The following is a 20934-nucleotide window of genomic DNA, read 5'->3' on the forward strand; positions in this document are numbered from 1 at the left end:
TTCAGGTTGTTTTTAATCGTATTGAAATCGCCGTTGTAACTGTCGGTAATCTTAGCCGGAATGTTGCCTCGGGATATGTTGTCCACATAATCCGCCGCCACGTTCAACGGCCCAATCACCGCATCCAGGGTTTCGTTGACACCTTCGACAATCTTGCGGTAATCGCCTTGGTGCAGGGTCGCATCGGCGCGAGTCGACAGTTTGCCTTCCACCGCCGCTTGCGACAACATCACCGCGTCCGCCACTAACGCATTGACCGCGTCGATACACGTGTTCAAATTATTTTTGATCACATTGAAGTCGCCGTTGTAACTGTCGGTGATTTTCGCCGGGATGGCGCCTTTTGCAATGCGGTCTACATAGTCGGCCGCCACGTTCAACGGCCCAATCACCGCGTCCAGCGTATTGTTTACACCCTGTACGATCTTCCGATAGTCACCTTGGTACTGGCTCGCATCCGCGCGCGTCGCTAACCGACCTTCGATCGCGGCTTTTTCCAAGCTCGCCGCTTCGGCGACCATATTGCCGATCGCGTCGATACAGTTATTCAGGTTGTTTTTAATCGTGTTGAAGTCGCCGTTGTAACTGTCGGTAATCTTAGCCGGAATGTTGCCTCGGGATATGTTGTCCACATAATCCGCCGCCACGTTCAACGGCCCGATCACCGCATCCAATGTCGCATTGACCCCTTCCACCAATCTCCGGAAATCGCCCTGATGCTTGCTGGCATCTGCGCGAGTTGCCAATCGCCCTTCCACAGCCGCACTTACCAAATGGTCCGCATCTTGAATGACCGCTTTCAAGTTACCACGCACCAATTCGATCGTGTCATTGATAAACGCTTTTTTACCAGGCAATTTCTCCATACTGGCGTCGAAATCTCCCTGCCCGAACTTTGTAAAGACTGCCATCGCTTTCTTTTTGACCGCGATATGGCCGTTAACCATATCGTTGACGCCTTGAGCCATCGCTTTGTAATCACCCTGGAATTTCGCGATATCGACCACCACGTCGATATCGCCTTTTTCATGCTCGCTGCTCATTCGCTCCATTTCGGCCAGCAGCGCTTTGACGTTGTCGCTCATTCGCTTCATAGCGGCCATCACACTGACGTGATCGCCGTCTTGCAACTCGATTCGAGACGAAAAGTCGCCGACGGCCACTTTCGCAGCTAATGCCGCGACAAAATCCGGTTCTCCGCCCATTTGACGCATCAGATTACGGGTAATCAGCCCTCCGATCGCACCGATGATCGTTATCCCCAACAAAGCGATCAGGCTGGAGAGGAGCGCTGCACTTCCACGTATCGCTTCCGCGGATGCGGAGGAATTTTTACCCAAATCGGCGTTGTATTCGCCGTGGCGCCTAAAATTATTTACGGTCCGGTTCATTAAGGCTTGATTGTCAAGAATCAGATTCTTAGCCTCAGATTTTTGGCCGGCACGCGATAACTCGCGCACCCTGTTCCAAAATACTCCGTATTCGGCCAACCCGGCTTTATCTGCATCAAGAAGTTTTTTATCTTCGTCGTCGGCCAACAGCGGTTCGTAATCTTTTATTAATTTATCGATTTTGTTGTCGCTCTCGGCAAAACCTCGCTCCAGTTCATCCATTGCCGCCGGTTCGCTTTGCAGCAAGTGTTGCCAAACGTTAGTGCGCATTTTTGCCAGTTCAAAACTAATCTCGTTCAGAATAAGCACGCTCGGCAAAGTATTCTCCGTGTTGAAATTGGCTGCGGTATAGACACGGCCGATCTGAACATAATTAAATCCAGCTAGCCCCCCCAAACCCAAAACCGCCGCTAAAACCAGAAGCAGCATTCGTTGTTTAATCGTCATCTTTTCAACCCCATGCCCACGGAAACTTTCGTTTTTGCTGTCCGCAGGATAAATATTCGCAAACTTGGGTAATAGAACAAGCGATGCTTTGACGCAAGCATCCTTAAAACCGACCCAACCAACATTCATCCCTGCATTAACTGTTACGCCGCAAACCCGCGCACCATATACTGCTCGAAGGCACCCACCAATACCGGGATATCCAGTATCAATGCCACCTCGCCGCTACCGAGTATTGTGGAACCGCCCAAACCTTGAACGTGGCCGAACAATTTACCCAGTGGTTTAATAACTGTTTGAAATTCGCCCAATAATCGATCGACAACCAGCCCAGTCTTCGCACCGGCCACCTCGACCACCACCACGTTGGCACGCCGCGCCGATTCGCCAGGAACGCCAAATAATTTCTTCAAACGGATGAAAGGCAGGACTTCACCTCGCAAATCCATATAGTCGTGCTCGTCATCGTCATGGCTGAGTTCGACGCACTCTACGACCCGGTCAAGCGGAATCACAAAGGATGCCTTGCCGACGCCAACCAAGAACCCGTCGATAATCGCCAACGTCAGCGGCAAACGGATGCGCACGGTGGTGCCGACGTTCTGCGCGCTATCAACCTCTATCGATCCGCGTAAATCGGTAACATTCCGCTTGACCACATCCATTCCGACTCCACGTCCGGATAGATTGGAGATTTGCTGAGCCGTGGAAAATCCCGGTTCGAAAATCAATGCATAAACCTCCTGATCAGTCAGTTTGGCATCGGGCTGGATTAAACCTTTTTCGATGGCCTTGGCCAGAATCCGCTCCCGATTCAAACCACCACCGTCGTCCTGCACTTCTATGACAATCACGCCCGACTCGTGATAGGCATTGAGCCGCAGGGTGCCTTGGGCCGACTTGCCATTCTCCCGACGGACTTCGGCTGATTCGATACCGTGATCCATCGCATTGCGGACCAAATGCATTAACGGATCGCCGATTTTTTCGACCACCGATTTGTCCACTTCGGTCTCGCCACCGGAAATCGCCAGCGCAATGTCCTTTCCCAGCTCCTTGCTGACATCGCGAACCACGCGCTGAAAACGACTGAAAGTGGTGCCTATCGGCACCATTCGCAGTTGCAAGGCACTGTCCCTGACTTCTTCGACCAAACGCATCATTTCCCCGGTCGCTTCCAGCAATGCGGTCTGTGCGGTCTGCGACGCGCGCAGGTTCACACCCGCGCTGGATATCACCAACTCACCGATTAAATCGATCAGCTTGTCCAAGCGCTCCGCATCGACACGAATACTCTGGTTTTCTCTGGCCTTGTTGTCTTTAATCTGCTTTTGTTTTTCCAGCGCGGCATTCACCAAGGGCTGCTGGACGGATTGTTGCTCGACTAAAATTTCACCGATAGGCTGAGCGGATTTGGTCGGTTCCGTAGTAGCCTGCTGTTGACTTAAACCTTCCTCAAGCTCCCGGCGCGTTAATACGCCACTTTTGACCAGAAGTTCGCCCAAATAGGTATCGTCTTCCGGCAATGCGCGGATCAACTCGATGTATTCACCTATAGCGCTTTCCAGTGGCAAAATGTGAATCAAGCTATCCTCGCGCACGAACTCGAATACATTCTCCAACGCCTCCTTGCCGGCTTCGCTCTTAATGTCGATTTCGAAGCCTAAATAATTGGTCTCGGGGTCCATCTGCTCCGCCGGAGGAATCGCTTCGCTGATCGTGGTTAGATTGACCAGGGTTCCCAAGGTGGACAAATAGCGAATGAAAGACAACGGATCCATGCCGTTCCGCAGGCTATCCGAACCGAAGCGCAAGGAAATATGCCAGTTGCCGCTTTCCATAACGCCTCCGCCTCCGATGGCCTCCACACGATCAGGGCCGGCGGCGACCACCTCTTTGGCTAAATCCGGCTGCTCCAGAAACGGGCGCAGTTTGGCCAGTAATTCGTCGCCAGCTACCGTCAAATCAGGGTCTTCGTCGGTATTGCCATCGGCAACTGCTCGAATCAACAGCGCAATCTGATCGCAACACGGCAACAAGATGGCGACCAACTCCGGTGTAACCTCCAAAACGCCGTCCCGCAAGGCATCCAACACACTCTCGACCACGTGAGTGAAACGTACAATGTGGTCCAAACCAAACAAGCCGGACGAGCCTTTTATCGTGTGCGCGGCCCGAAATATCGCGTTGATGCGTTCGGACTGATCTTCACCGTTCTCGATCGTCAGCAGGCAATCTTCCATGTCCTGCAACAATTCCAAACTTTCGATGGTGAACGTCACCAAGGCTTGCTTCATTTCGTCGTCGATACTCATCTGTCCCACCTCTTAGTTTTGTGCCAGGACGACCTGGTCGCCGAATGCGGTCGTCAGATTCGCCAATTCCAAAATATCCAGCACCGCTTTGCTGTGCATGACGAACCTTAACTGTTTGCCGGCCAGACCAGCCTCGCGCTTCGACAAGATCAATAATTGCAGGCCCGCCGTATCCATTTCCGCGACTTGCGAAAGGTTAATTTCCAAGTCATCGCCGGTACTTAGAAAATTGAGCAAATTCCGCTTTTGCTCGGCGGCCGTAAAGATGGTCAATTCATCGTCTATAGTGAGCGTTTGCATTGCGAGTTACCTCCGTTCTAACCGATCGGTCGCCGAGCTCAAAGCCAGCATTCGGATCAGGGCAATATCAATTTGGAAACAGCCGCCAACATTTGCGCCGGTTGAAACGGTTTAACAACCCAAGCTTTCGCACCGGCGGCCTGGCCTTCCTGCTTCTTGGATTCTTGCGACTCGGTGGTCAGCATGATCACCGGTGTAAACTTGTAAGCCGCCAATTGCTTGAGTTCCTTTACGAACGTAATGCCGTCCATATTCGGCATGTTGACGTCGGAAATGATCAAGTGAATCTTTTGGCCGTTCAACTTGCTCAAGCCATCCTTGCCGTCCACGGCCTCAATGACGTCATATCCAGCGCCTTTCAAAGCGATTGCGACTACTTGTCGAACGGAAGCCGAGTCATCAACGATTAAAATAGTTTTTGCCATATGTCGTTACCTTAGAAGAAAGTGATTTCGGAAGCGTGGTGTTCGTTAACCGGAGAGCCGGCGCCGTGATGCACGTGCTCCGACTCCATAGTGTAGCTGCTCGTCAGCGCATGCAAGATTTCGTCGGCCACCAGCGGCTTCAACGACAAGGTGCCGCCGGCATGACTCAATTGAACCTGACGCGGAAAATCGTTGATGCTATCGCGCACATGGACTAACACCTGGCCAATTCTGTCTTGAAACTGAAACTGCACAATCGAGCCATTGATTTCCTGCTTGATCATCTGCGCGGACTGATTCAGATTGACCGCGTTATTCTGCAAATTTTCAAACGCTTGCTGCAAACCAGCTAATACGGTCCTGATGTTTTCGCTGGAGGCCGCGACAACAGCCGCTTCTTTTTCGGTACTTTTTTCGACCGCGCTCAAGGTCCCGTGAATCGCGGTGCTGACCTGATCGACCTTGGCGCCGATTAATTTACCGGTCTCGCCGGACTGATTGGACAATTTGCGGACTTCGTCAGCCACCACCGCAAACCCGCGCCCCGCTTCTCCGGCTCGCGCGGCTTCTATTGCCGCGTTCAATGCAATTAAGTTGGTCTGTTCCGCAATTCTGGCCACTTCCTTGGCCATATTCTTCAATTCACCGACGAAACCGCTGAGGGAGCGAATTCTTTCCAATACCACGACATTTTCTTGTAGCGCGGCATCAAGCGCTTGAACGACTTGCTGCAAACGCGCGTTACTGGAACCGAATATATCTTGGTCGCCACTCTGCAAGGTCGCCGATGACGCGCTGAGTGCGACATCCAGGTTCCGAATGATGCCGCCGAAGCGCATCGTCAACTCTGAAACGGCCTGCTCCATTTGTTGGCGCGAAGATTCGATATGCGCCGACCAAATCGGCGTAACTTCGGTAGCAAAACGTTCGATCCCGTTGGCGTACTTCTCAACCTCGGTCAATGGCAATACCGGAGCGGGGGGGGGCAGGTTGCGCTGTTCCCGCAATAAACGCCGATAGCCAATCCTAACGCCAATCATTACACCACCAATAAGTACCACCGCCACTAAGACTGCAATCAGATAGATAGGCACTTGCCGGACCTCCACTATTTCGACGGACCCGTTGATACCGCATCTCACCTACGGTTGCGGCGACAACCCTGAAAAAAGTATAGACAGCAATTACCTTGACAACCATGACGGAAAGAATAATTTGTCATGGCTATCGCATTGCCAACAGTAATTTTGTGGCGAAATGGGGATATTTGAAATATTGCGCGACAAGACCCCGCTATTTTTTATAGCTGTGAAACAATAACCAGATTAACTAGAATCCTTACACCTTAATCCAACAAACCTTACGTTATGAATGCTTTGCCAGAAAAAACCTGTTCGATCGATAAACTGATCCGTCACCCAAAATTGATTGCCTCCGCACTGGCCGGACATAAAACCCAGCAACGCCGAGACGGCCTGTATGCCTATCCCGGAGAGAGATTTTTTTTGGAAGGGATCGAGTTCGAGATTATCGGCGTGGATCGCCAACGCCTCGGAGACATGACCGATGCCGACGCTGACGCCGAAGGCTATCCGGATTTAGCAAGCTACAAGACAGTGATTTTAAGCATGCATGCCGGCATGCAATGGAACGAGGACGGCTTGGTTTGGGTTCACCGCTTCAGCCGGCGCCTGGAATAACGATGCCTTTCTCGGCGAGTTCGGTCAACATCCTCGCGCCAAACTCCAAAACCGAGGTGCGATCGAGCTGCGGGAACTCTTCACCGAGTTTATCCAGGCAGGCTCGCCCCGGCATTGCGCCGCATTCGTCCAAGATTTGCAAGGCTCGAATTGTTAACGGCGTGGTTTTCAGAAAATGCACGTCGTCATCGATATCGCGGTAAACAATCAAACATGTCGGCTGATCGCCCGGCATTTCCGGTAGAAACGCCGGAGAAATAGCTTGTACTGGAAATTGGTAAAGCAAGGGCCAAGCCAGCGGCGACAGCCGGACGACGCGATTCAGCGAATCGGTTATAAAGTCGGCATCCCCAATCGTGGCTTGCTCTTGGGCGATCGACAACGCCATTTCCACCCATTCGTAATGAGCTAACTCCAGTAGGAAAGGGTAATCCGCTGGGTTATCCCGTTGGTTTTGCAGATAATCTAGAAACTCTTCGGCGATTTGCGAAAAGTATGGCGTTCGGCACGGGTGACGGGCATAAAAATCCTCGGCCATCTCCCGCCATTGCTGGTCGGTCAGCACGGTTTTCAAAACCGGGAAGTTGCTTGCTAAGAAGCTGTCAATATTGTTGAAGAACAATTCGCGGTACATCGCCATCCTGCCCGAATCGACGTCAGCCGGCGGCCGGTTGGCTAGGGGCGCGCGAATATAGCCGGCAAACTCGCGTTGTGTGGTCGAAAAGTCGACCACCATCAGGCAACCTGCTTACGGCTATCCATCAACCAATGCTGTTGGATTTGGCTGATCGTATCCACTTCCCGCAACAATTCGGTCAACGGCGGCAGATTGAAATCGCGTTCCAGCAGGGTCGGAAATACGCCGAACCAGTCATAGGCCTTATTCAGCAACCCCCAAACCGGGTCTACCACGGGGGCGCCGTGCGTATCGATTAGAAAATCCTCGGCTTCGACGTAGTGCCCGGCGATGTGAGCATATGCAATCCGTTCCGCCGGCATCGCCCGCAAGAACGCCCCGGGATCGTAGCCGTGGTTAACGCTGTTGACGTAGATATTGTTGATGTCGATCAACACGTCGCAATCGGCCTCGGCGACCACGGCGTTAAAGAAGTCGATCTCGGCCATTTCCTGGCCCGGCGCGGCGTAGTAGGAAATATTTTCGATGGCGATGCGCTGCTCCAGAATATCCTGAACCCGGCGAATCCGCCCCGCGACATGCCTGACCGCAGCTTCGGTGAACGGTATCGGCATCAAATCGTATAAGTGCCCGCCATCGCTACAATAACTCAGATGCTCGCTGTAAAATTTGATGCCGTGCAGACGCAAAAACCCTTTCAAATCGCGAACAAATTGCTCGTCCAAGGGATCGCTGCTACCGATCGACAGCGATAAACCGTGACAAACAAAAGGGTAGCGCTCGGTCAGCGCTCGAAATTGCTTGCCATATTTGCCGCCGATCGGCATCCAGTTTTCCGGCGCGACCTCATAAAAACCGACATTGGTCGGCGGTGCATTCAGGATTTCACCAATAAAGCCGCGCCGCAATCCCAGGCCGGCGCCATGCACGAGATTGCGAACGCTGTCCATACCTTATTCCTCCGGCTTGTGCGTGGATCGCCAAAACAACACCAATCCAATCGCCACGAGCACGCCCAGAATATACATTTCGTATTTTTTGACTTGGCCCATGATGGATTCGGCAAACTGACCAAAGGTGTAACCTAAATATCCAACCGCTATCGCCCAAATCGCCGCGCCAAGAAAATTCAGCGCGAAGAACTTCAACGGATGGATCTTGCTGGCCCCGATCACAAACGGCGTGACGTTACGCACGCCGTATAAAAACCGGAAACCCAATATGACCGGTATCTGATGCTTGTGCAGCAACTCAAACACTTTGTCGGTCTTGCTGTGCCAGAGCGGCCGCTTCTCCAGAAAGGCGATGCCTTTCCAGCGCCCCAGATAGAAAAAAGTCTGGTCCCCGGCAAACGTGCCGAGAAAAGCCGTCAGCATCACCCATTGCAACTCCAAATAACCACCGTGAGCCAGAAAGCCGGCTATCACGAGAATGGTTTCCCCTTCCAAATAGGTACCGATGAATAGCGCGAGATAACCGTAGTCGATAACGAGCTGCTGTAAATCCTGAAAATCCATAATGAGGGTCTATACGGTCATACCAAGAATTAATGGCCGGCCGCTTTATCGGCGTCCACTTTGCCGCCGCAACTACCTTCGCCGCCCTTCATCATCGCGCCGCAAGAAGCTTCGCCACCCTTGCCGCCTTGCATCATCGCTCCGCAACTGCCTTCGGACGACTTTTTATCCTTATCATTGTCATGATTCATGCCGCCCATCATCATGCCGCACGCCCCATCCTTGCCTTTCATCATCGCTCCGCAGGAATGTTCCATGCCGGGTTTCATTTTGCCGCCCTGCATCATCCCGCCGCACATGCCTTCGCCGCAGGAACCCTCGGTTTTTTTAGGTTCGGCTTTTTTAGCGCCTTTTACGACTTTTTGGCCGTTGCTATCCATCGCATTCGAACCGCAGGCACCTTCGCTGATTCTGCCGTTGGAATGGCTAGGATGAGTTTCGGCCAACTGCATGTAACCGCCGTCCATTTCCGTCAGCGAAAAGGGATTGGCATCGGCTAGGACATTGACGGCCAAACTGGACAAAACGGCGGTACCCATCGCGGCGACCAGCGGAGATTTGTTGAATTTTTTCATACTGTTATCCTCTCGTTGAATTTTTATAATAATTTTGGTCGGCAACCCGAAACCGTTGCTACGACCGATGTACAACCGTATTCGTTCATTCTGATTATTGCATACTCAGGTTAAATTCTTGTCTTTAAATTCGCACAGGTCGGCGATGCAACAAGCCTCGCAACGCGGTTTTCTGGCCACGCAAATATAACGGCCATGCAAGATCAGTAAATGGTGGGCATCTTTCTTGAAAAGCTTGGGTACGGTCTTGTCCAATTGCTTCTCCACCGTCAATACATTTCTGCCCGCCGCCAAGCCGGTCCGATTAGCAACCCGGAAGATATGGGTATCCACCGCGATCGTCGGTTCACCGAAGGCCGTGTTCAAAATCACGTTCGCGGTTTTGCGGCCAACGCCGGCCAAGGCTTCCAGCGCCGCCCGGTCGCGAGGCACCTCGCCGCCGTGCTTTTCGATCAAAGTCTGACAAAGTTTTATGACATTTGCCGCCTTGCTGTTGAATAAGCCTATGGTCTTGATGTGTTCCTTCAGCCCCACTTCGCCTAACGCCAGAATCGCTTGCGGCGTATTCGCGACCGGAAATAATTTCGCGGTAGCCTTGTTGACGCCTTTGTCGGTCGCCTGAGCCGATAGCACCACCGCCACCAACAATTCGAACGGCGTCTTGTAGTTTAACTCGGTAGTGGGCTCGGGGATGGCTTCGGCCAATCGTTGAAAGATCGCCAGACGCTTGGAAGTATTCATGACAGTTGAAGATCGGTTTAAATATGAACCATTCGGTAACCTAGAGAGTCACTGCTAGGCATCCAGTTCGGATGCATTGGAACTACTTTCGGGGGATTTATGAATAAAATAATCACGTTAGCCATCAGCACCCTATTGTTCGCCGCGACCGGCGCCTTCGCCGAAGAGCATGCCGCGACAGCTTTAGAACACGCCAACCAAGCAGTGGTCCACGGTAAGGCCGGCCACGCGTCCGTCTTGGTCGAACATGCCGAAGCCGCGCTACCTCACGCCAAAAAAGGCGAAGAAGTCGCCAAGGGTGAGGCCAAAACCCACTTAAGCGCCGGCGTCAAGTCGCTGGAAAGCGCCATCGAACACGGCAAACTAGGCCACACCGATATGGCAACCAAAGCCGCCGAGGAAGCGGTCGAACACATCAAGGCCGGCAACAAATAAGCGTCAATCAAGCAAAACCAGAGCGGAAATGTCCGCTGCTTAAAACCTCGCCAAACGGCCCCGGCCTAATGCGGCCGGGGCTACTCGACTAAACCGAAACGGTTCCCGCGATATGCGGGTGCGCCCGGTAATCGACCAGCTCGAAGTCCTCGAACGCGTAATCGAAAATTGACGCCGGCCGGCGTTTAAACTTGAGCAGGGGTGGCGGCAGCGGCTCGCGGCTAAGTTGCAACGCGACCTGTTCGAAATGATTGCGATAAATATGCACGTCGCCGAAGGACATAATCAATTCGCCCAGCTGCAAATCGCACTGCTGGGCCAGCATCCCGGTCAATAACGCCACGCTGGCTTGATTGTACGGCACTCCCAAAAAGCAATCGGCGCTACGTTGCGTCATCATGCACGACAATCGGCCGTTAGCGACATAAAACTGATACAGCACATGGCAGGGCGGTAAGGCCATCCGGCCGGCGGCGGCATTTTCACGCGGACCGACCGACTCGTCGGGCAAATGGGCCACGTTCCAACCGCTGATTATATGACGGCGCGAATCCGGCTTTTGCCGCAAACCGTCGACCAATACTTGAATTTGATCGAATTCGCGACCATCCGGTCCGGGCCAGCGCCGCCATTGGGCGCCGTAAACCGGCCCAAGCTCGCCCTCGGCGGTCGCCCATTCGTCCCAAATCGTTACGCCGTGCTCGCGCAAGTAGTGGATATTGGTATCCCCGCGCAAAAACCACAGCAATTCGTAAGCGATCGATTTGAAATGCAGTTTCTTGGTGGTCAGCAACGGAAATCCGTCGCTGAGATCGTAGCGGATCTGCCGACCGAATACCGAGCGGGTGCCGGTGCCGGTGCGGTCACTTTTGTCGAGGCCGTTATCCATGATATCGGCGAGCAGTTCCAGATAGGCTTTCATAGTCGGTTAACGCAAAATTGCCGGGCAGTATACCTGACGACCGGTAATCCGCGAGCGGCAACCTTTAACCGTTTAGGCTTTTAACCGCCACCGCCGTTTTTGCCAAGCGCTCGCCCAACACCCAGCACAAACGCTTTTCGTGCTCGGTCAAACCGTTGTCGCTCTCGGCGCAGCGGCTCGGCCCGTAAGGCGTGCCGCCGCTGACGGTTTCGCGCAGGGCGATTTCGTTGCAAGGCATGCTCATGACCAGCATGCCGTGGTGCATCAACGGCAACATCATCGACAGTAATGTACTTTCCTGACCGCCGTGCATGCTGCCTGCCGATGTAAACACCCCGGCCGGTTTCCCCGACAACGCACCGGTAAACCAAAGCGCGGTCGTGCCGTCCCAAAAATACTTGAGCGCCGCCGCCATATTGCCGAAATGGGTCGGACTGCCCAGCGCCAAGCCATCGCAGTTCTCCAAGTCTTGTTGGGTCGCGTAGGGTGCGCCGCTATCGGGAATACTGTCGGCCACTTTCTCGCACACCGCCGAAACTTCCGGCACTGTCCGTAACACGGCTTCCGCGCCGGCCACCGACTCGATGCCGCGGGCAATCTGCCGGGCCATCGCCGCGGTACCGCCATCGCGGCTGTAATACAAAACCAGAATATTCGCCATCGCGCCGCCGTTACAATATCGCCAGTACGGCTTCCGGCGGCCGACCGATCACCGCCTTGCCGTCTTTCAGAACGATAGGCCGTTCAATCAATTTCGGGATGCGAACCATCGCCTCGATCAAGGCTTCGTCGCTCAACGACGGGTCGCCCAAACCATTATCTTTATATTCCGGCTCCTTGGTCCGCATCAAATCGCGCGGCTTGATGCCCAGTTTGCCGAGAATATCGCGCAACTCGGCAACCGTCGGCGGGGTTTTCAAATATTCGACAATCTCCGGGTTGATACCCTTGGATTCCAACAATTTCAAGGTATCGCGGGACTTGCCGCAACGCGGGTTATGGTAAATCTTGACACTCATGCTTGGCACCTTTCCGAGATCGGGTTGCGGCTATAATAGCACCCTTCGTTTTCCCGTTAAGCCCCGGATCACCATGCAATTACCCAATTATTCCGCCGCCCGCGTCCTGGTGGCAGGCGATCTGATGCTGGACCGTTACTGGCATGGCGCCACTTCGCGTATCTCTCCGGAAGCACCGGTGCCAGTGGTCCACGTCAATCTCGACGAACAGCGGGCCGGCGGCGCCGGCAACGTGGCGTTAAATGTCGCCGCGCTAGGCGCCAAAGTCTCGTTATTGGGTTTTACCGGCGAGGACGAAGCCGCCGGCGCGTTAAAGCAATTGCTGCAAGCCGCCCACGTGCTGTGCCTGTTTCAAACCGTGCCCGGCTATCCGACCATTACCAAACTGCGGGTGATGAGCCGTCATCAGCAATTGATCAGGCTGGACTTCGAAGACGGCTTTCATGCCGTCGACAGCGACCCATTAATCCATCTTTATCACGCCGAATTGATGCAGTCGCAGGTCGCGGTGCTGTCCGACTACGGTAAGGGTACGCTAAACCGGGTTCAACAATTCATCGCGTTAGCCAGACAACTGAAAAAACCGGTCTTGGTCGATCCGAAGGGCAACGACTTCTCGATCTACCGGGATGCGACGTTGATTACCCCCAACCTCGGCGAATTCGAAGCCGTGGTCGGCCGCTGCGCCGACGAAGTCCAAATCGTCGAGCGCGGTCTCAATCTGATTACCGACCTAGGCCTGGATGCCCTGCTGGTTACCCGCGGCGAGCACGGCATGAGCTTGCTCGGCAAGAACGAAGCGCCGCTGCACCTGCCCACCCACGCCCGCGAGGTGTTCGATGTCACCGGCGCCGGCGATACCGTCATCTCGGTATTGGCCGCCAGCCTGGCCGCCAAAAAACCGTTGGCCGAGGCCACGCAACTGGCCAATATCGGGGCCGGTATCGTGGTCGGCAAACTAGGCACCGCCACCGTCAACACCGTGGAGCTCGCCGACGCACTGCATGGCCCGCGCGCCCATCGCAAAGGCGTATTGAGCTTACCGGAGCTGTTGGAGGAACGGTGGGCAGCGCGGCAAAACGGCGAAAAAATCGTCGCCACCAACGGCTGCTTCGACATCCTCCATCCCGGCCACGTCCGCTACCTGCAACAAGCCAAAACCCTCGGCGACCGTTTGGTGGTATTGGTCAACAGCGACGCCTCGGTGCAACGCCTGAAAGGTCCCGAGCGTCCGGTCAACGGCCTGGCACACCGGATGGAAATGCTGGCCGCGCTGGACTGCGTCGATTGGGTCGTGCCGTTCGAGGACGACACCCCTAAACAAGTCATCGACCAACTATTGCCGGACATCCTGGTCAAGGGCGGCGACTACACCGACATCACCAGCATCGCCGGCCACGAAAGCGTATTGGCGAAAGGCGGCGAAGTGAAGATTTTGTCGTTTATCGAAGGGCATTCGACGACAGCTATTATTCAAACGATTAAAGATAAAACTGGCAACTAGGCTATCCCGCCAATACAATGTATGTATAAAAGTGGCGTTCTATGATTTCATTTGGTCGCGAGAAAAATGAATTGCTGAAGCAAAGCCGAGGTATTGGCTTTGAGGATATTATCGCGGCCATCAATGCAGGGAAGATATTGGATGTATTTGATCATCCCGATCAAATACAGTATCCGCAGCAAAAAATTTATGTGGTTGAGGCGCTTGATTATGTTTATCTGGTGCCGTTTTTACAGAACGAAGACGGCATTTTTCTTAAAACCATCATTCCAAGTCGCAAAGCCAAAAAACGTTACAAAGGGGAAAGCCATGTTCGATGACGAAGAAATGTCGATATTAACCGCATTGGAAAATGACCAACTGATACGTAGCGTCAACGCGGATGAAGAAATTGCCTTGGCAAAACAGGCGGCTAAAGAATATCTGTCTAAATCGAAAAATGTCACTATTCGCCTGAGTTTGGGCGACGTGACATTGATTAAAAATCGCGCGCAAGATGTTGGTATCCCTTACCAAACGCTGATTTCTTCACTGGTGCATCAATATGCTACCGGCAAAATTCGGTTGGAAACATAACAAGTTTAGCCGGTTCCGTAATGATCCGCTCGTCAAAATCCGCGAGGTAAAAATTTTGTCGTATATAGATCAGCATTCGAATATAAAACGGCAAATTTTTCACAAGTAGCAACCGAAATTTGTTTAGAAGTCGTAACGACCTAGGAAGGCATGCTGGAAAACGTTCTGCATAACCTGATTGAGCCGCATCGTGGCGAAGATCGGAGTTAATGCGGTTGTTATACGACTTTACCCGCATCGCTAACAATCTTTTCCCATGCTTTCAGTGCATACTCTAGATATTTAAAAGCGTCACCGAGTTTTTTGCCATCCTCGCCGAGCACTATCATTTCTAAATTCACGAATTTAGGATTGGTGACCATCACATTCAAGTCATAAGCTCCGATGCACAGCGAGCCAATTGCTTTCTGTGGGACTTGATATCTTAATACTCCGAGCTGCGGTGATTTCCCTGAACGAGATGTAAATCGTGGATTTTGATCAAGACCTCCATGCTTTAGAGCATTTGCTAAATCAGCACATATACATAGATATGGATCTGCATTTACTTTATTCTCTACCCAATCCTTGCTCTTTCCGCGTTTAACAACATATTTCTTTACATAATCTTTAAGATTCCAAAGCCATATAAACATGGATGAAATATCATCTTCTAATTCTTCAGGAGACTTAACTCCATGAATAGATATGTAATGCGTTTCGCCATTTTCTAGAGTAAAAGGCCAGCCGGTTCCATCACCTTGTTTTTCGTGAAGCCTTTTTCTAAACCTATCGGCACGCCCAATTAGCTTTTCTAGTTCGGAATACTCCACGAAATTTCCTTTGCCGTATAACGCAAAAAGTAACTTGCGTGCGGTAGCACGTCAAGTTGACTGACGGGTTATACGTAATTTGCGGCTACGTGCAATTAAGTCCCTTGTGAACTTATCTTGACTTAGCCACAAAAATTCAAAAACATAAATCGGTGAACTTAAAATAAGCGCAGCAATTATGCTGGATTTCGCAATTTGATTAAGCGGACCAGATACAAACCAAAACAAAAACAAACATACAACCATGACAAACAAAATGAAATATGAATTCGATTTTGCTATTTCATAATTTATTACCGATTGGCATGTCCTCAATGATTTAATTTTGCGTAAATTGATTGCCTTTCTATTTCGATATAGCCTTCTTAATCCCAAAGGTACATGTTTTACAGTCGCGGCGAGCAACAGCCCAATAACGCAAAAAAATACTCCTGTGAACCACCATGATGGATCGGTTAGATTACTTAAAATTTGTTCCATGTCATCCGTACGTATAACGTTACGGTAAGGGGCGCGCCGCTAACGAAAGCGAAACGAAGCCACCGAACTTTGATAAAAACCGAATTTCAAAAACCGCCAACGGGCGGCGCGTCCATTTGACCGACTTGTTAGGCTCGTCAATACCTACCAAAGCCCAGCTACCACTAACCCAAACAGACCGGATTACCGCGTTCAAATAATAGTCTCCAAGCGAATAGCAATATTGACCAAACAAGTTAATATACGCTTGCACATTGCTTCATTATATTGAAGAAATCCTTTAGGCATAGTTTGCCAATTCCCATCTCCCATTTTATGTGCAGTGGGTAATACTTTGCTAAGGTATGTATATTCTTGCAAAGGAACCTTTAAAAGGGATGCTAATGTTGTTTCTCGAAGCAGATTAAGATATTCAGCGAGATACTGGAAAGTTCGAGAACCTCTAAGTTCTGGGATTTTGTTTACTATCGAATCCATACTTTTAAGGTTGTTATCAACCTTAGGAATGAACTGAGTAAGTTGTGCAAACAACATAGCTTTAGCAATTGCCGCCTCTCTTGCTGCATTTAAATACTCACCAGTCATTGCCAATGACTCTGTCGCCTTTAATCTTTCCCGCACTTCAATATTAGAAACGAGATCGGCTAGAGATAAGTCATCAAAATTTTGATTGAAATGATTTTGAAAAGATGTGCGTAAAAAATCTTCTACATAAGCTTGATACTTAGTTACTTCGGTTGAGTCAGGTAAGTTTCCATAGTGTTTAAAACCTACCCGTGCTTTATTTAACTCAATTAGTTTCGCAACTTGCGACAATTGAACTCCAGTCTTTTGAACAGCTTCCAAATTGCTTGTGAAAGAAGCACCATCTTTTATAGAAATATTTTTTTCTTTAATCAAAGTCCACACATACATTTCAACAGCATCTTGAAAAAGAGAAATTGATATTCCGCTAGAAATAGAGTCAGAACGATCAGCATAAAATGAGCCTTCGCTGAAAAGGCGCTTACAAAGTAAAAGTTGTTTGGTCATCTGATTAGTAGCAGGTAAAATAGTGAGCCTAACAAGTAATTAGATAGTTTCCGTATATCCACCGACATATGGTCTTCAAGTCGATAACTTATTGTTCGGCATATAATTTTTCTTTCTGTATATCATAGGCGGCTCTCCGCCATGTCGAATATTGCTAACGTCGGTGCCATTTAATCAGACAACGCAATGACCTGCAATGCCTCGAGTTGTTACCAAATTCCGACAAGCTACTCTCAGGCGTTTTATCTCGGCAAATTGCTTTAAAATGCCTGGAAAACACATCCTTTCTGACGACACCGACTACCCGGAATCATGGAAATACTGAAAGACCGCCTCCACCAATACTGGCTCCTGGCCCGCTTCGACAAACCCATCGGTATTTTCATTTTGCTATGGCCGACGCTGTGGGCCTTGTGGATTGCCGGCGACGGCAAGCCGGATTTATTGGTACTGGTCGTGTTTACGCTGGGCGTGGTATTGATGCGCGCTGCTGGCTGCGTGATCAATGATTACGCCGACAAAGATTTCGATCCGCATGTCGACCGCTGCAAGCAACGGCCGATTGCCGCCGGCAAGGTTAGTCCTAAGGAAGCACTGATCGTGTTCGCGGTATTGTGCCTGACCGCTTTCGGCTTGGTGTTGCTGATGAACTGGTACACCATCGGCTTGTCCTTCATCGGCGCGTTTTTGGCGGCCAGCTATCCGTTCATGAAACGCTACACGCATTTGCCTCAGGCTTATCTGGGCGCGGCGTTCGGTTTCGCGGTGCCGATGGCGTTCGCGGCGCAGACCAACGATATTCCACTGCACGGCTGGGTACTGTACTTGGCGGTCCTACTGTGGGCCTTGGTCTACGACACCATGTACGCGATGGTCGATATCGACGACGATTTGAAAATCGGCGTCAAATCTACGGCCATCCTGTTCGGTAAACGGGTAAGGGAGATTACCGGCGGCTTGCAGATTGTCATCTTGAGTCTGTTAGTCTGGATAGGCAGCGAGCAAATGTTGGCCTGGCCGTATTACGGCGGCCTGGCGGTGGCGACCGGCCTGGCGATCTATCAGCAAAAGTTGATTTTTTATTTTCACAAGCCGGACTGCTTCAAGGCGTTTTTGAACAATAATTGGTTTGGGCTGGCGGTATTTGCCGGCTTGGTTTTGGCCTATCTGGTGTAAGTGTGGCGAAGTGACGGCTATCTCGGCTTCGACTCCGCTCGGCCAACGGTTAGTTTTAAAATTCAGTCTTCCGCTACTCCTGACATCCAATGAACCCGATCTCGCCCGATATCTTGCTTTCCTATTGGTCCGCGCCGCAGATCGAAGTCAACGTCGTGATTTTGATGAACATCGTCGGCGCGCTATTGCTGGGCATGGTGGTCGGTTACGAGCGCTCGTTTCACGGCCGCGCCGCCGGCATGCGCACCTACGGCTTAGTATGCATGGCGTCGGCGGCCCTGACCATCATCGTCGGCTACCCGCATTACTGGTTCGGCGGCTTGCAACCGTTGACGCCGGCCGCCGATCCGACTCGGGTGATACAAGGCATCGTCACCGGCATCGGCTTTCTGGGCGCCGGCGTGATTATGAAGGAAGGCTTGAACATCAGCGGCCTGACCACGGCGGCATCGATTTGGGCCTCGTCGGCCATCGGCATCCTGTGCGGGTCCGGCTTTTATTTTGCCGCCATCGTTCTGACGCTGATCGCCTCGGTGACGATGATCTGGGGCGGCCATATCGAAAATATCCTGCCCTCCCGGCATTCCGCGTCGGTGCAACTGACATTCCGTCCCGGCCAGATTCCCAGCGAGCAACAGGTTCGGGAGCTTGCCGCCGGTCTGGGTTACCGAATCGCCGACGGTGCCACTGCTATCGTCCACGACGGCGAGCACGCCGAATGGCATTTGGTGTTTATCGCAACCTCCGAGCGGCCGGTGTCGATTCCGGCGCTGTCGGCCGGCCTACAAGCCAGCTCGCTGGTCGCGGGTCACAAAGTGGCGTTTGCCCGCAACTGAGCCGCGAGCGCAACGGGTCTTATTCGACTAGATTTGCCGACTCCGTCACCTCAACTCGCCGTGGAGCCGCCGATGAATTACGCAAAGTTACTGGCCGTTGCTATGAATGAAGCCAGAATCGGATTCGAGGAAGGCGGCGTGCCGGTCGGCGCCGCGTTGTTTGCCGCCGACGGCCGCCTGCTCGGCAGCGGCCGCAATCGGCGAGTGCAGGACGGCGATCCGTCGCTACACGGCGAAACCGACGCCTTTCGCAAGGCCGGCCGCCAGACCGATTACCGCGACAAAATTCTAGTCACGACCTTAGCGCCGTGTTGGTATTGTTCGGGCCTAATCCGCCAATTCAACATCGGCACCGTCGTGATCGGCGAATCGGCCAACTTCGCCGGCCACCCGGATTGGCTGCGCGAGGCCGGCGTCAAACTCGTCGAACTAAACGACCCTGTATGCATTGCGCTGATGCGTCGGTTTATCGAACGGTCGCCGACGATCTGGTACGAAGACATCGGCGTGCCGCCCGCCCCTTCAATGCCCTGAGCCGGGTGCGACATTGTCCACGTTAAACCCCTGCAACTCTACCATGACGTTGCGATCCGGCGCGGCCTGTAGGAAATCGGCAATCGCCTCTTGAATATCTTGATCGATGAACAAGGCCTTGGTACCGTCGATCAGTAAATCGCTGTCGTCCGGTATGCTGCTTAAGTGCCGACGCAACAGCGCTTTATTCAAAAACGAGACGTCCTTGTGCATCCGCAACAAATAGTTCTGGCCGTGTTGTGTCAACGTAATCGCTTCGTGGAAATTGGCGCGCAACACGAAGAAGATACCGGCCGCCATGCCGATCGCGATGCCTTGCAGCAAATCGGTCAACAAGATCGCCGCGACAGTGATGACGAAGGGTAAAAACTGATTCCAGCCCTTCCGATAGAATTCGATGAACAAATGCGGCTTCGCCAACTTAAAGCCGGTTTGCAGTAAGATCGCCGCCAAGCAAGCCAGCGGAATTTTGTTCAAATACTCGGCGAAAAACAACACGCTGACCAACAGCAACACGCCGTGCAAAAAGCAGGATATCCGGGTTTGGCCGCCGGCGTTGATATTGGCGGAGCTGCGCACGATGACCGCGGTAAGCGGCAAGCCGCCGATCAGCCCGCTCAGCAAGTTGCCCAAGCCTTGCGCCTTCAACTCCCGGTTGGTCGGCGCCACGCGCTTGTGCGGGTCCAGCTTGTCGACCGCCTCTAGGCTCAGCAAGGTTTCCAGGCTGGCGATGATCGCCAATGTGACCGCCACGCTGTAAACCTTGGGGTTGCTGACGGAACTCCAATCCGGAAAACGTAATTGGCCGATGAAATTAGACAAACTACCGAGATCCGGCAACGCGACCAAGTGGCGCTCGCTGATCGCCCAAGCCGGCGCATTCTCGACCGCCCACAGATTGAACAACACGCCCCAGACCACGGCCAACAACGGCCCAGGCACCAAGCGCAGCCAGTTTATCCGCCTGATTGCCGGCGCATCCCAAATCACCAGGATGATCAAGGCCACCCCGCTGACCAGCGTGGCACCCAACGAAATGCCTTCCAAGGCTTCCAACAGTTCGAAGAAACTGGATTCGGCGGTTTCCTGCATGTAACTCTCGTCGCCGTCGAAGCTGGCGTCGTAGCCGGTGGCATGCGGCGTTTGCTTGATAATCAGGATCAGGCCGATCGCCGCCAGCATGCCTTTAATCACGGCCGCCGGAAAAAACGCGCCGATCAATCCGGCTTGCAGAAAACCCAGCAGCATCTGTAAGCCTCCCGCCAGCACCAGGCTGAACAAGAAGCCGTTGAAGCTCCCCAGCGCTTCGATCGCGTTGAACACGATCACGGTCAAGCCGGCGGCCGGACCGGAGACGCTGAGTTGCGACCCGCTGGCCCAGGCGACGACCAACCCGCCGATGACGCCGGCAATCACGCCGGAAAACAGCGGCGCGCCGGACGCCAGCGCGATCCCCAGACATAGCGGCAGGGCCACCAGAAACACCACGATACTGGCCGGTACGTCCTGGCCGAGATTTTTAAGATAGTAATCCATTTGCGATTTCATGCGCGTCTCTCT

Annotated in this window: 24 protein-coding genes; 8 read left to right on the forward strand and 16 right to left on the reverse strand. The window is 52.6% G+C overall.

What is annotated here, in order from left to right:
- The 5 genes from BJL95_RS24310 to BJL95_RS21755 all read right to left on the reverse strand — a co-directional run.
- A partial coding sequence (locus BJL95_RS24310; RefSeq protein WP_083386209.1) for an MCP four helix bundle domain-containing protein occupies positions 1-1967 on the reverse strand: 1967 nt, incomplete at its 3' end.
- A gap of 14 nt (positions 1968-1981) precedes the next feature.
- Positions 1982-4153, reverse strand: a complete 2172-nt coding sequence (locus BJL95_RS21740; protein ID WP_071160841.1) for a chemotaxis protein CheA — start codon at positions 4151-4153, stop codon at positions 1982-1984.
- Between the two features lie 12 nt (positions 4154-4165).
- Positions 4166-4453, reverse strand: coding sequence for a lipid asymmetry maintenance protein MlaB (locus BJL95_RS21745; RefSeq protein ID WP_064023982.1), 288 nt, complete (start codon positions 4451-4453; stop codon positions 4166-4168).
- A gap of 56 nt (positions 4454-4509) precedes the next feature.
- Positions 4510-4878, reverse strand: coding sequence for a response regulator (locus tag BJL95_RS21750; RefSeq protein WP_064023983.1), 369 nt, complete (start codon positions 4876-4878; stop codon positions 4510-4512).
- 11 nt (positions 4879-4889) lie between these two features.
- Positions 4890-5918: a methyl-accepting chemotaxis protein gene (locus tag BJL95_RS21755; protein ID WP_064023984.1), complete on the reverse strand. Its 1029-nt coding sequence runs from the start codon at positions 5916-5918 to the stop codon at positions 4890-4892.
- Between the two features lie 327 nt (positions 5919-6245).
- Between BJL95_RS21755 and BJL95_RS21760 the strand changes: the two genes are divergently transcribed.
- Positions 6246-6578: an ASCH domain-containing protein gene (locus BJL95_RS21760; protein ID WP_064023985.1), complete on the forward strand. Its 333-nt coding sequence runs from the start codon at positions 6246-6248 to the stop codon at positions 6576-6578.
- Here BJL95_RS21760 and BJL95_RS21765 read toward each other — a convergent pair.
- The 5 genes from BJL95_RS21765 to nth all read right to left on the reverse strand — a co-directional run bounded on the left by BJL95_RS21765 (position 6559) and on the right by nth (position 10048).
- Entirely contained in the window at positions 6559-7314 is a 756-nt protein-coding gene (locus BJL95_RS21765; RefSeq protein ID WP_064023986.1) for a DUF2063 domain-containing protein, read from the reverse strand. The genes BJL95_RS21760 and BJL95_RS21765 overlap by 20 nt on opposite strands.
- Positions 7314-8165, reverse strand: coding sequence for a DUF692 domain-containing protein (locus tag BJL95_RS21770; RefSeq protein ID WP_071160718.1), 852 nt, complete (start codon positions 8163-8165; stop codon positions 7314-7316). Before BJL95_RS21770 ends, BJL95_RS21765 begins: the two co-directional genes overlap by 1 nt.
- Before the next feature lie 3 nt (positions 8166-8168).
- On the reverse strand, positions 8169-8732 hold the full coding sequence (locus tag BJL95_RS21775; RefSeq protein ID WP_064023988.1) for a DedA family protein: 564 nt from the start codon (positions 8730-8732) through the stop codon (positions 8169-8171).
- Positions 8733-8761: 29 nt separating this feature from the next.
- The gene (locus BJL95_RS21780; protein WP_071160842.1) at positions 8762-9307 is read right to left on the reverse strand and encodes a hypothetical protein; all 546 of its coding nucleotides are present in this window, start codon (positions 9305-9307) and stop codon (positions 8762-8764) included.
- Between the two features lie 105 nt (positions 9308-9412).
- Complete coding sequence (gene nth / locus BJL95_RS21785) at positions 9413-10048, reverse strand: endonuclease III (RefSeq protein ID WP_071160719.1); 636 nt, start codon at positions 10046-10048, stop codon at positions 9413-9415.
- A 99-nt stretch (positions 10049-10147) separates the two neighbouring features.
- Between nth and smbP the strand changes: the two genes are divergently transcribed.
- Positions 10148-10483, forward strand: a complete 336-nt coding sequence (gene smbP, locus BJL95_RS21790) for a small metal-binding protein SmbP (RefSeq protein ID WP_064023990.1) — start codon at positions 10148-10150, stop codon at positions 10481-10483.
- Between the two features lie 88 nt (positions 10484-10571).
- Here smbP and BJL95_RS21795 read toward each other — a convergent pair whose 3' ends face one another.
- From BJL95_RS21795 to arsC, 3 genes are all read right to left on the reverse strand, one after another.
- Positions 10572-11405 carry a thymidylate synthase gene (locus tag BJL95_RS21795; RefSeq protein ID WP_071160720.1) on the reverse strand — a complete coding sequence of 278 codons (834 nt, stop codon included), beginning with the start codon at positions 11403-11405 and terminating at the stop codon, positions 10572-10574.
- Between the two features lie 64 nt (positions 11406-11469).
- Entirely contained in the window at positions 11470-12066 is a 597-nt protein-coding gene (wrbA, locus tag BJL95_RS21800) for an NAD(P)H:quinone oxidoreductase (protein WP_071160721.1), read from the reverse strand.
- A 10-nt stretch (positions 12067-12076) separates the two neighbouring features.
- Positions 12077-12424: an arsenate reductase (glutaredoxin) gene (gene arsC, locus BJL95_RS21805; RefSeq protein WP_071160722.1), complete on the reverse strand. Its 348-nt coding sequence runs from the start codon at positions 12422-12424 to the stop codon at positions 12077-12079.
- A 73-nt stretch (positions 12425-12497) separates the two neighbouring features.
- Between arsC and hldE the strand changes: the two genes are divergently transcribed.
- From hldE to BJL95_RS21820, 3 genes are read left to right on the forward strand one after another with little or no spacing between them, the layout of a single operon-like run.
- On the forward strand, positions 12498-13928 hold the full coding sequence (gene hldE, locus BJL95_RS21810; RefSeq protein WP_071160723.1) for a bifunctional D-glycero-beta-D-manno-heptose-7-phosphate kinase/D-glycero-beta-D-manno-heptose 1-phosphate adenylyltransferase HldE: 1431 nt from the start codon (positions 12498-12500) through the stop codon (positions 13926-13928).
- A 41-nt stretch (positions 13929-13969) separates the two neighbouring features.
- On the forward strand, positions 13970-14248 hold the full coding sequence (locus BJL95_RS21815; RefSeq protein ID WP_071160724.1) for a toxin: 279 nt from the start codon (positions 13970-13972) through the stop codon (positions 14246-14248).
- Positions 14238-14504 carry a hypothetical protein gene (locus BJL95_RS21820; RefSeq protein WP_071160725.1) on the forward strand — a complete coding sequence of 89 codons (267 nt, stop codon included), beginning with the start codon at positions 14238-14240 and terminating at the stop codon, positions 14502-14504. Before BJL95_RS21815 ends, BJL95_RS21820 begins: the two co-directional genes overlap by 11 nt.
- Positions 14505-14722: 218 nt before the next feature.
- On the opposite strand, the gene BJL95_RS21825 is transcribed toward BJL95_RS21820, so the two are convergent.
- Positions 14723-15316: a hypothetical protein gene (locus BJL95_RS21825; RefSeq protein WP_071160726.1), complete on the reverse strand. Its 594-nt coding sequence runs from the start codon at positions 15314-15316 to the stop codon at positions 14723-14725.
- A gap of 672 nt (positions 15317-15988) precedes the next feature.
- Complete coding sequence (locus BJL95_RS21830; protein ID WP_139306384.1) at positions 15989-16828, reverse strand: hypothetical protein; 840 nt, start codon at positions 16826-16828, stop codon at positions 15989-15991.
- Between the two features lie 312 nt (positions 16829-17140).
- On the opposite strand from BJL95_RS21830, the gene ubiA reads away from it, so the two are divergent.
- The 3 genes from ubiA (at position 17141) to BJL95_RS21845 (ending at position 19374) form a co-directional block, all read left to right on the forward strand.
- On the forward strand, positions 17141-18004 hold the full coding sequence (ubiA, locus tag BJL95_RS21835; protein WP_071160728.1) for a 4-hydroxybenzoate octaprenyltransferase: 864 nt from the start codon (positions 17141-17143) through the stop codon (positions 18002-18004).
- An 89-nt stretch (positions 18005-18093) separates the two neighbouring features.
- Positions 18094-18840 carry an MgtC/SapB family protein gene (locus tag BJL95_RS21840; RefSeq protein ID WP_071160729.1) on the forward strand — a complete coding sequence of 249 codons (747 nt, stop codon included), beginning with the start codon at positions 18094-18096 and terminating at the stop codon, positions 18838-18840.
- A gap of 72 nt (positions 18841-18912) precedes the next feature.
- On the forward strand, positions 18913-19374 hold the full coding sequence (locus tag BJL95_RS21845) for a nucleoside deaminase (protein ID WP_071160843.1): 462 nt from the start codon (positions 18913-18915) through the stop codon (positions 19372-19374).
- Here BJL95_RS21845 and BJL95_RS21850 read toward each other — a convergent pair.
- A complete protein-coding gene (locus BJL95_RS21850; RefSeq protein ID WP_071160730.1) occupies positions 19363-20922 on the reverse strand; it encodes a SulP family inorganic anion transporter in 1560 nt (519 codons plus the stop codon). The two genes, BJL95_RS21845 and BJL95_RS21850, sit on opposite strands and share 12 nt — an antisense overlap.
- Positions 20923-20934: the final 12 nt, after the last annotated feature.

This window comes from Methylomonas sp. LWB (assembly GCF_001856095.1).
Taxonomy (GTDB): domain Bacteria; phylum Pseudomonadota; class Gammaproteobacteria; order Methylococcales; family Methylomonadaceae; genus Methylomonas; species Methylomonas koyamae_A.

Excerpts from the sequence above, each read along its gene's own strand:
- BJL95_RS21750 (WP_064023983.1), bottom strand. The coding sequence starts at position 4,878 with ATGGCAAAAACTATTTTAATCGTTGATGACTCGGCTTCCGTTCGACAA.
- BJL95_RS21830 (WP_139306384.1), bottom strand. The coding sequence starts at position 16,828 with ATGACCAAACAACTTTTACTTTGTAAGCGCCTTTTCAGCGAAGGCTCA.
- wrbA (WP_071160721.1), bottom strand. The coding sequence starts at position 12,066 with ATGGCGAATATTCTGGTTTTGTATTACAGCCGCGATGGCGGTACCGCG.
- BJL95_RS21815 (WP_071160724.1), top strand. The coding sequence starts at position 13,970 with ATGATTTCATTTGGTCGCGAGAAAAATGAATTGCTGAAGCAAAGCCGA.
- BJL95_RS21765 (WP_064023986.1), bottom strand. The coding sequence starts at position 7,314 with ATGGTGGTCGACTTTTCGACCACACAACGCGAGTTTGCCGGCTATATT.
- BJL95_RS21740 (WP_071160841.1), bottom strand. The coding sequence starts at position 4,153 with ATGAGTATCGACGACGAAATGAAGCAAGCCTTGGTGACGTTCACCATC.
- nth (WP_071160719.1), bottom strand. The coding sequence starts at position 10,048 with ATGAATACTTCCAAGCGTCTGGCGATCTTTCAACGATTGGCCGAAGCC.
- BJL95_RS21795 (WP_071160720.1), bottom strand. The coding sequence starts at position 11,405 with ATGAAAGCCTATCTGGAACTGCTCGCCGATATCATGGATAACGGCCTC.
- BJL95_RS21840 (WP_071160729.1), top strand. The coding sequence starts at position 18,094 with ATGAACCCGATCTCGCCCGATATCTTGCTTTCCTATTGGTCCGCGCCG.
- hldE (WP_071160723.1), top strand. The coding sequence starts at position 12,498 with ATGCAATTACCCAATTATTCCGCCGCCCGCGTCCTGGTGGCAGGCGAT.
- BJL95_RS21850 (WP_071160730.1), bottom strand. The coding sequence starts at position 20,922 with ATGAAATCGCAAATGGATTACTATCTTAAAAATCTCGGCCAGGACGTA.
- BJL95_RS21820 (WP_071160725.1), top strand. The coding sequence starts at position 14,238 with ATGTTCGATGACGAAGAAATGTCGATATTAACCGCATTGGAAAATGAC.
- BJL95_RS21845 (WP_071160843.1), top strand. The coding sequence starts at position 18,913 with ATGAATTACGCAAAGTTACTGGCCGTTGCTATGAATGAAGCCAGAATC.
- BJL95_RS21780 (WP_071160842.1), bottom strand. The coding sequence starts at position 9,307 with ATGAAAAAATTCAACAAATCTCCGCTGGTCGCCGCGATGGGTACCGCC.
- BJL95_RS21775 (WP_064023988.1), bottom strand. The coding sequence starts at position 8,732 with ATGGATTTTCAGGATTTACAGCAGCTCGTTATCGACTACGGTTATCTC.
- BJL95_RS21745 (WP_064023982.1), bottom strand. The coding sequence starts at position 4,453 with ATGCAAACGCTCACTATAGACGATGAATTGACCATCTTTACGGCCGCC.
- BJL95_RS21755 (WP_064023984.1), bottom strand. The coding sequence starts at position 5,918 with ATGATTGGCGTTAGGATTGGCTATCGGCGTTTATTGCGGGAACAGCGC.
- BJL95_RS21770 (WP_071160718.1), bottom strand. The coding sequence starts at position 8,165 with ATGGACAGCGTTCGCAATCTCGTGCATGGCGCCGGCCTGGGATTGCGG.
- arsC (WP_071160722.1), bottom strand. The coding sequence starts at position 12,424 with ATGAGTGTCAAGATTTACCATAACCCGCGTTGCGGCAAGTCCCGCGAT.
- BJL95_RS21760 (WP_064023985.1), top strand. The coding sequence starts at position 6,246 with ATGAATGCTTTGCCAGAAAAAACCTGTTCGATCGATAAACTGATCCGT.
- ubiA (WP_071160728.1), top strand. The coding sequence starts at position 17,141 with ATGGAAATACTGAAAGACCGCCTCCACCAATACTGGCTCCTGGCCCGC.
- smbP (WP_064023990.1), top strand. The coding sequence starts at position 10,148 with ATGAATAAAATAATCACGTTAGCCATCAGCACCCTATTGTTCGCCGCG.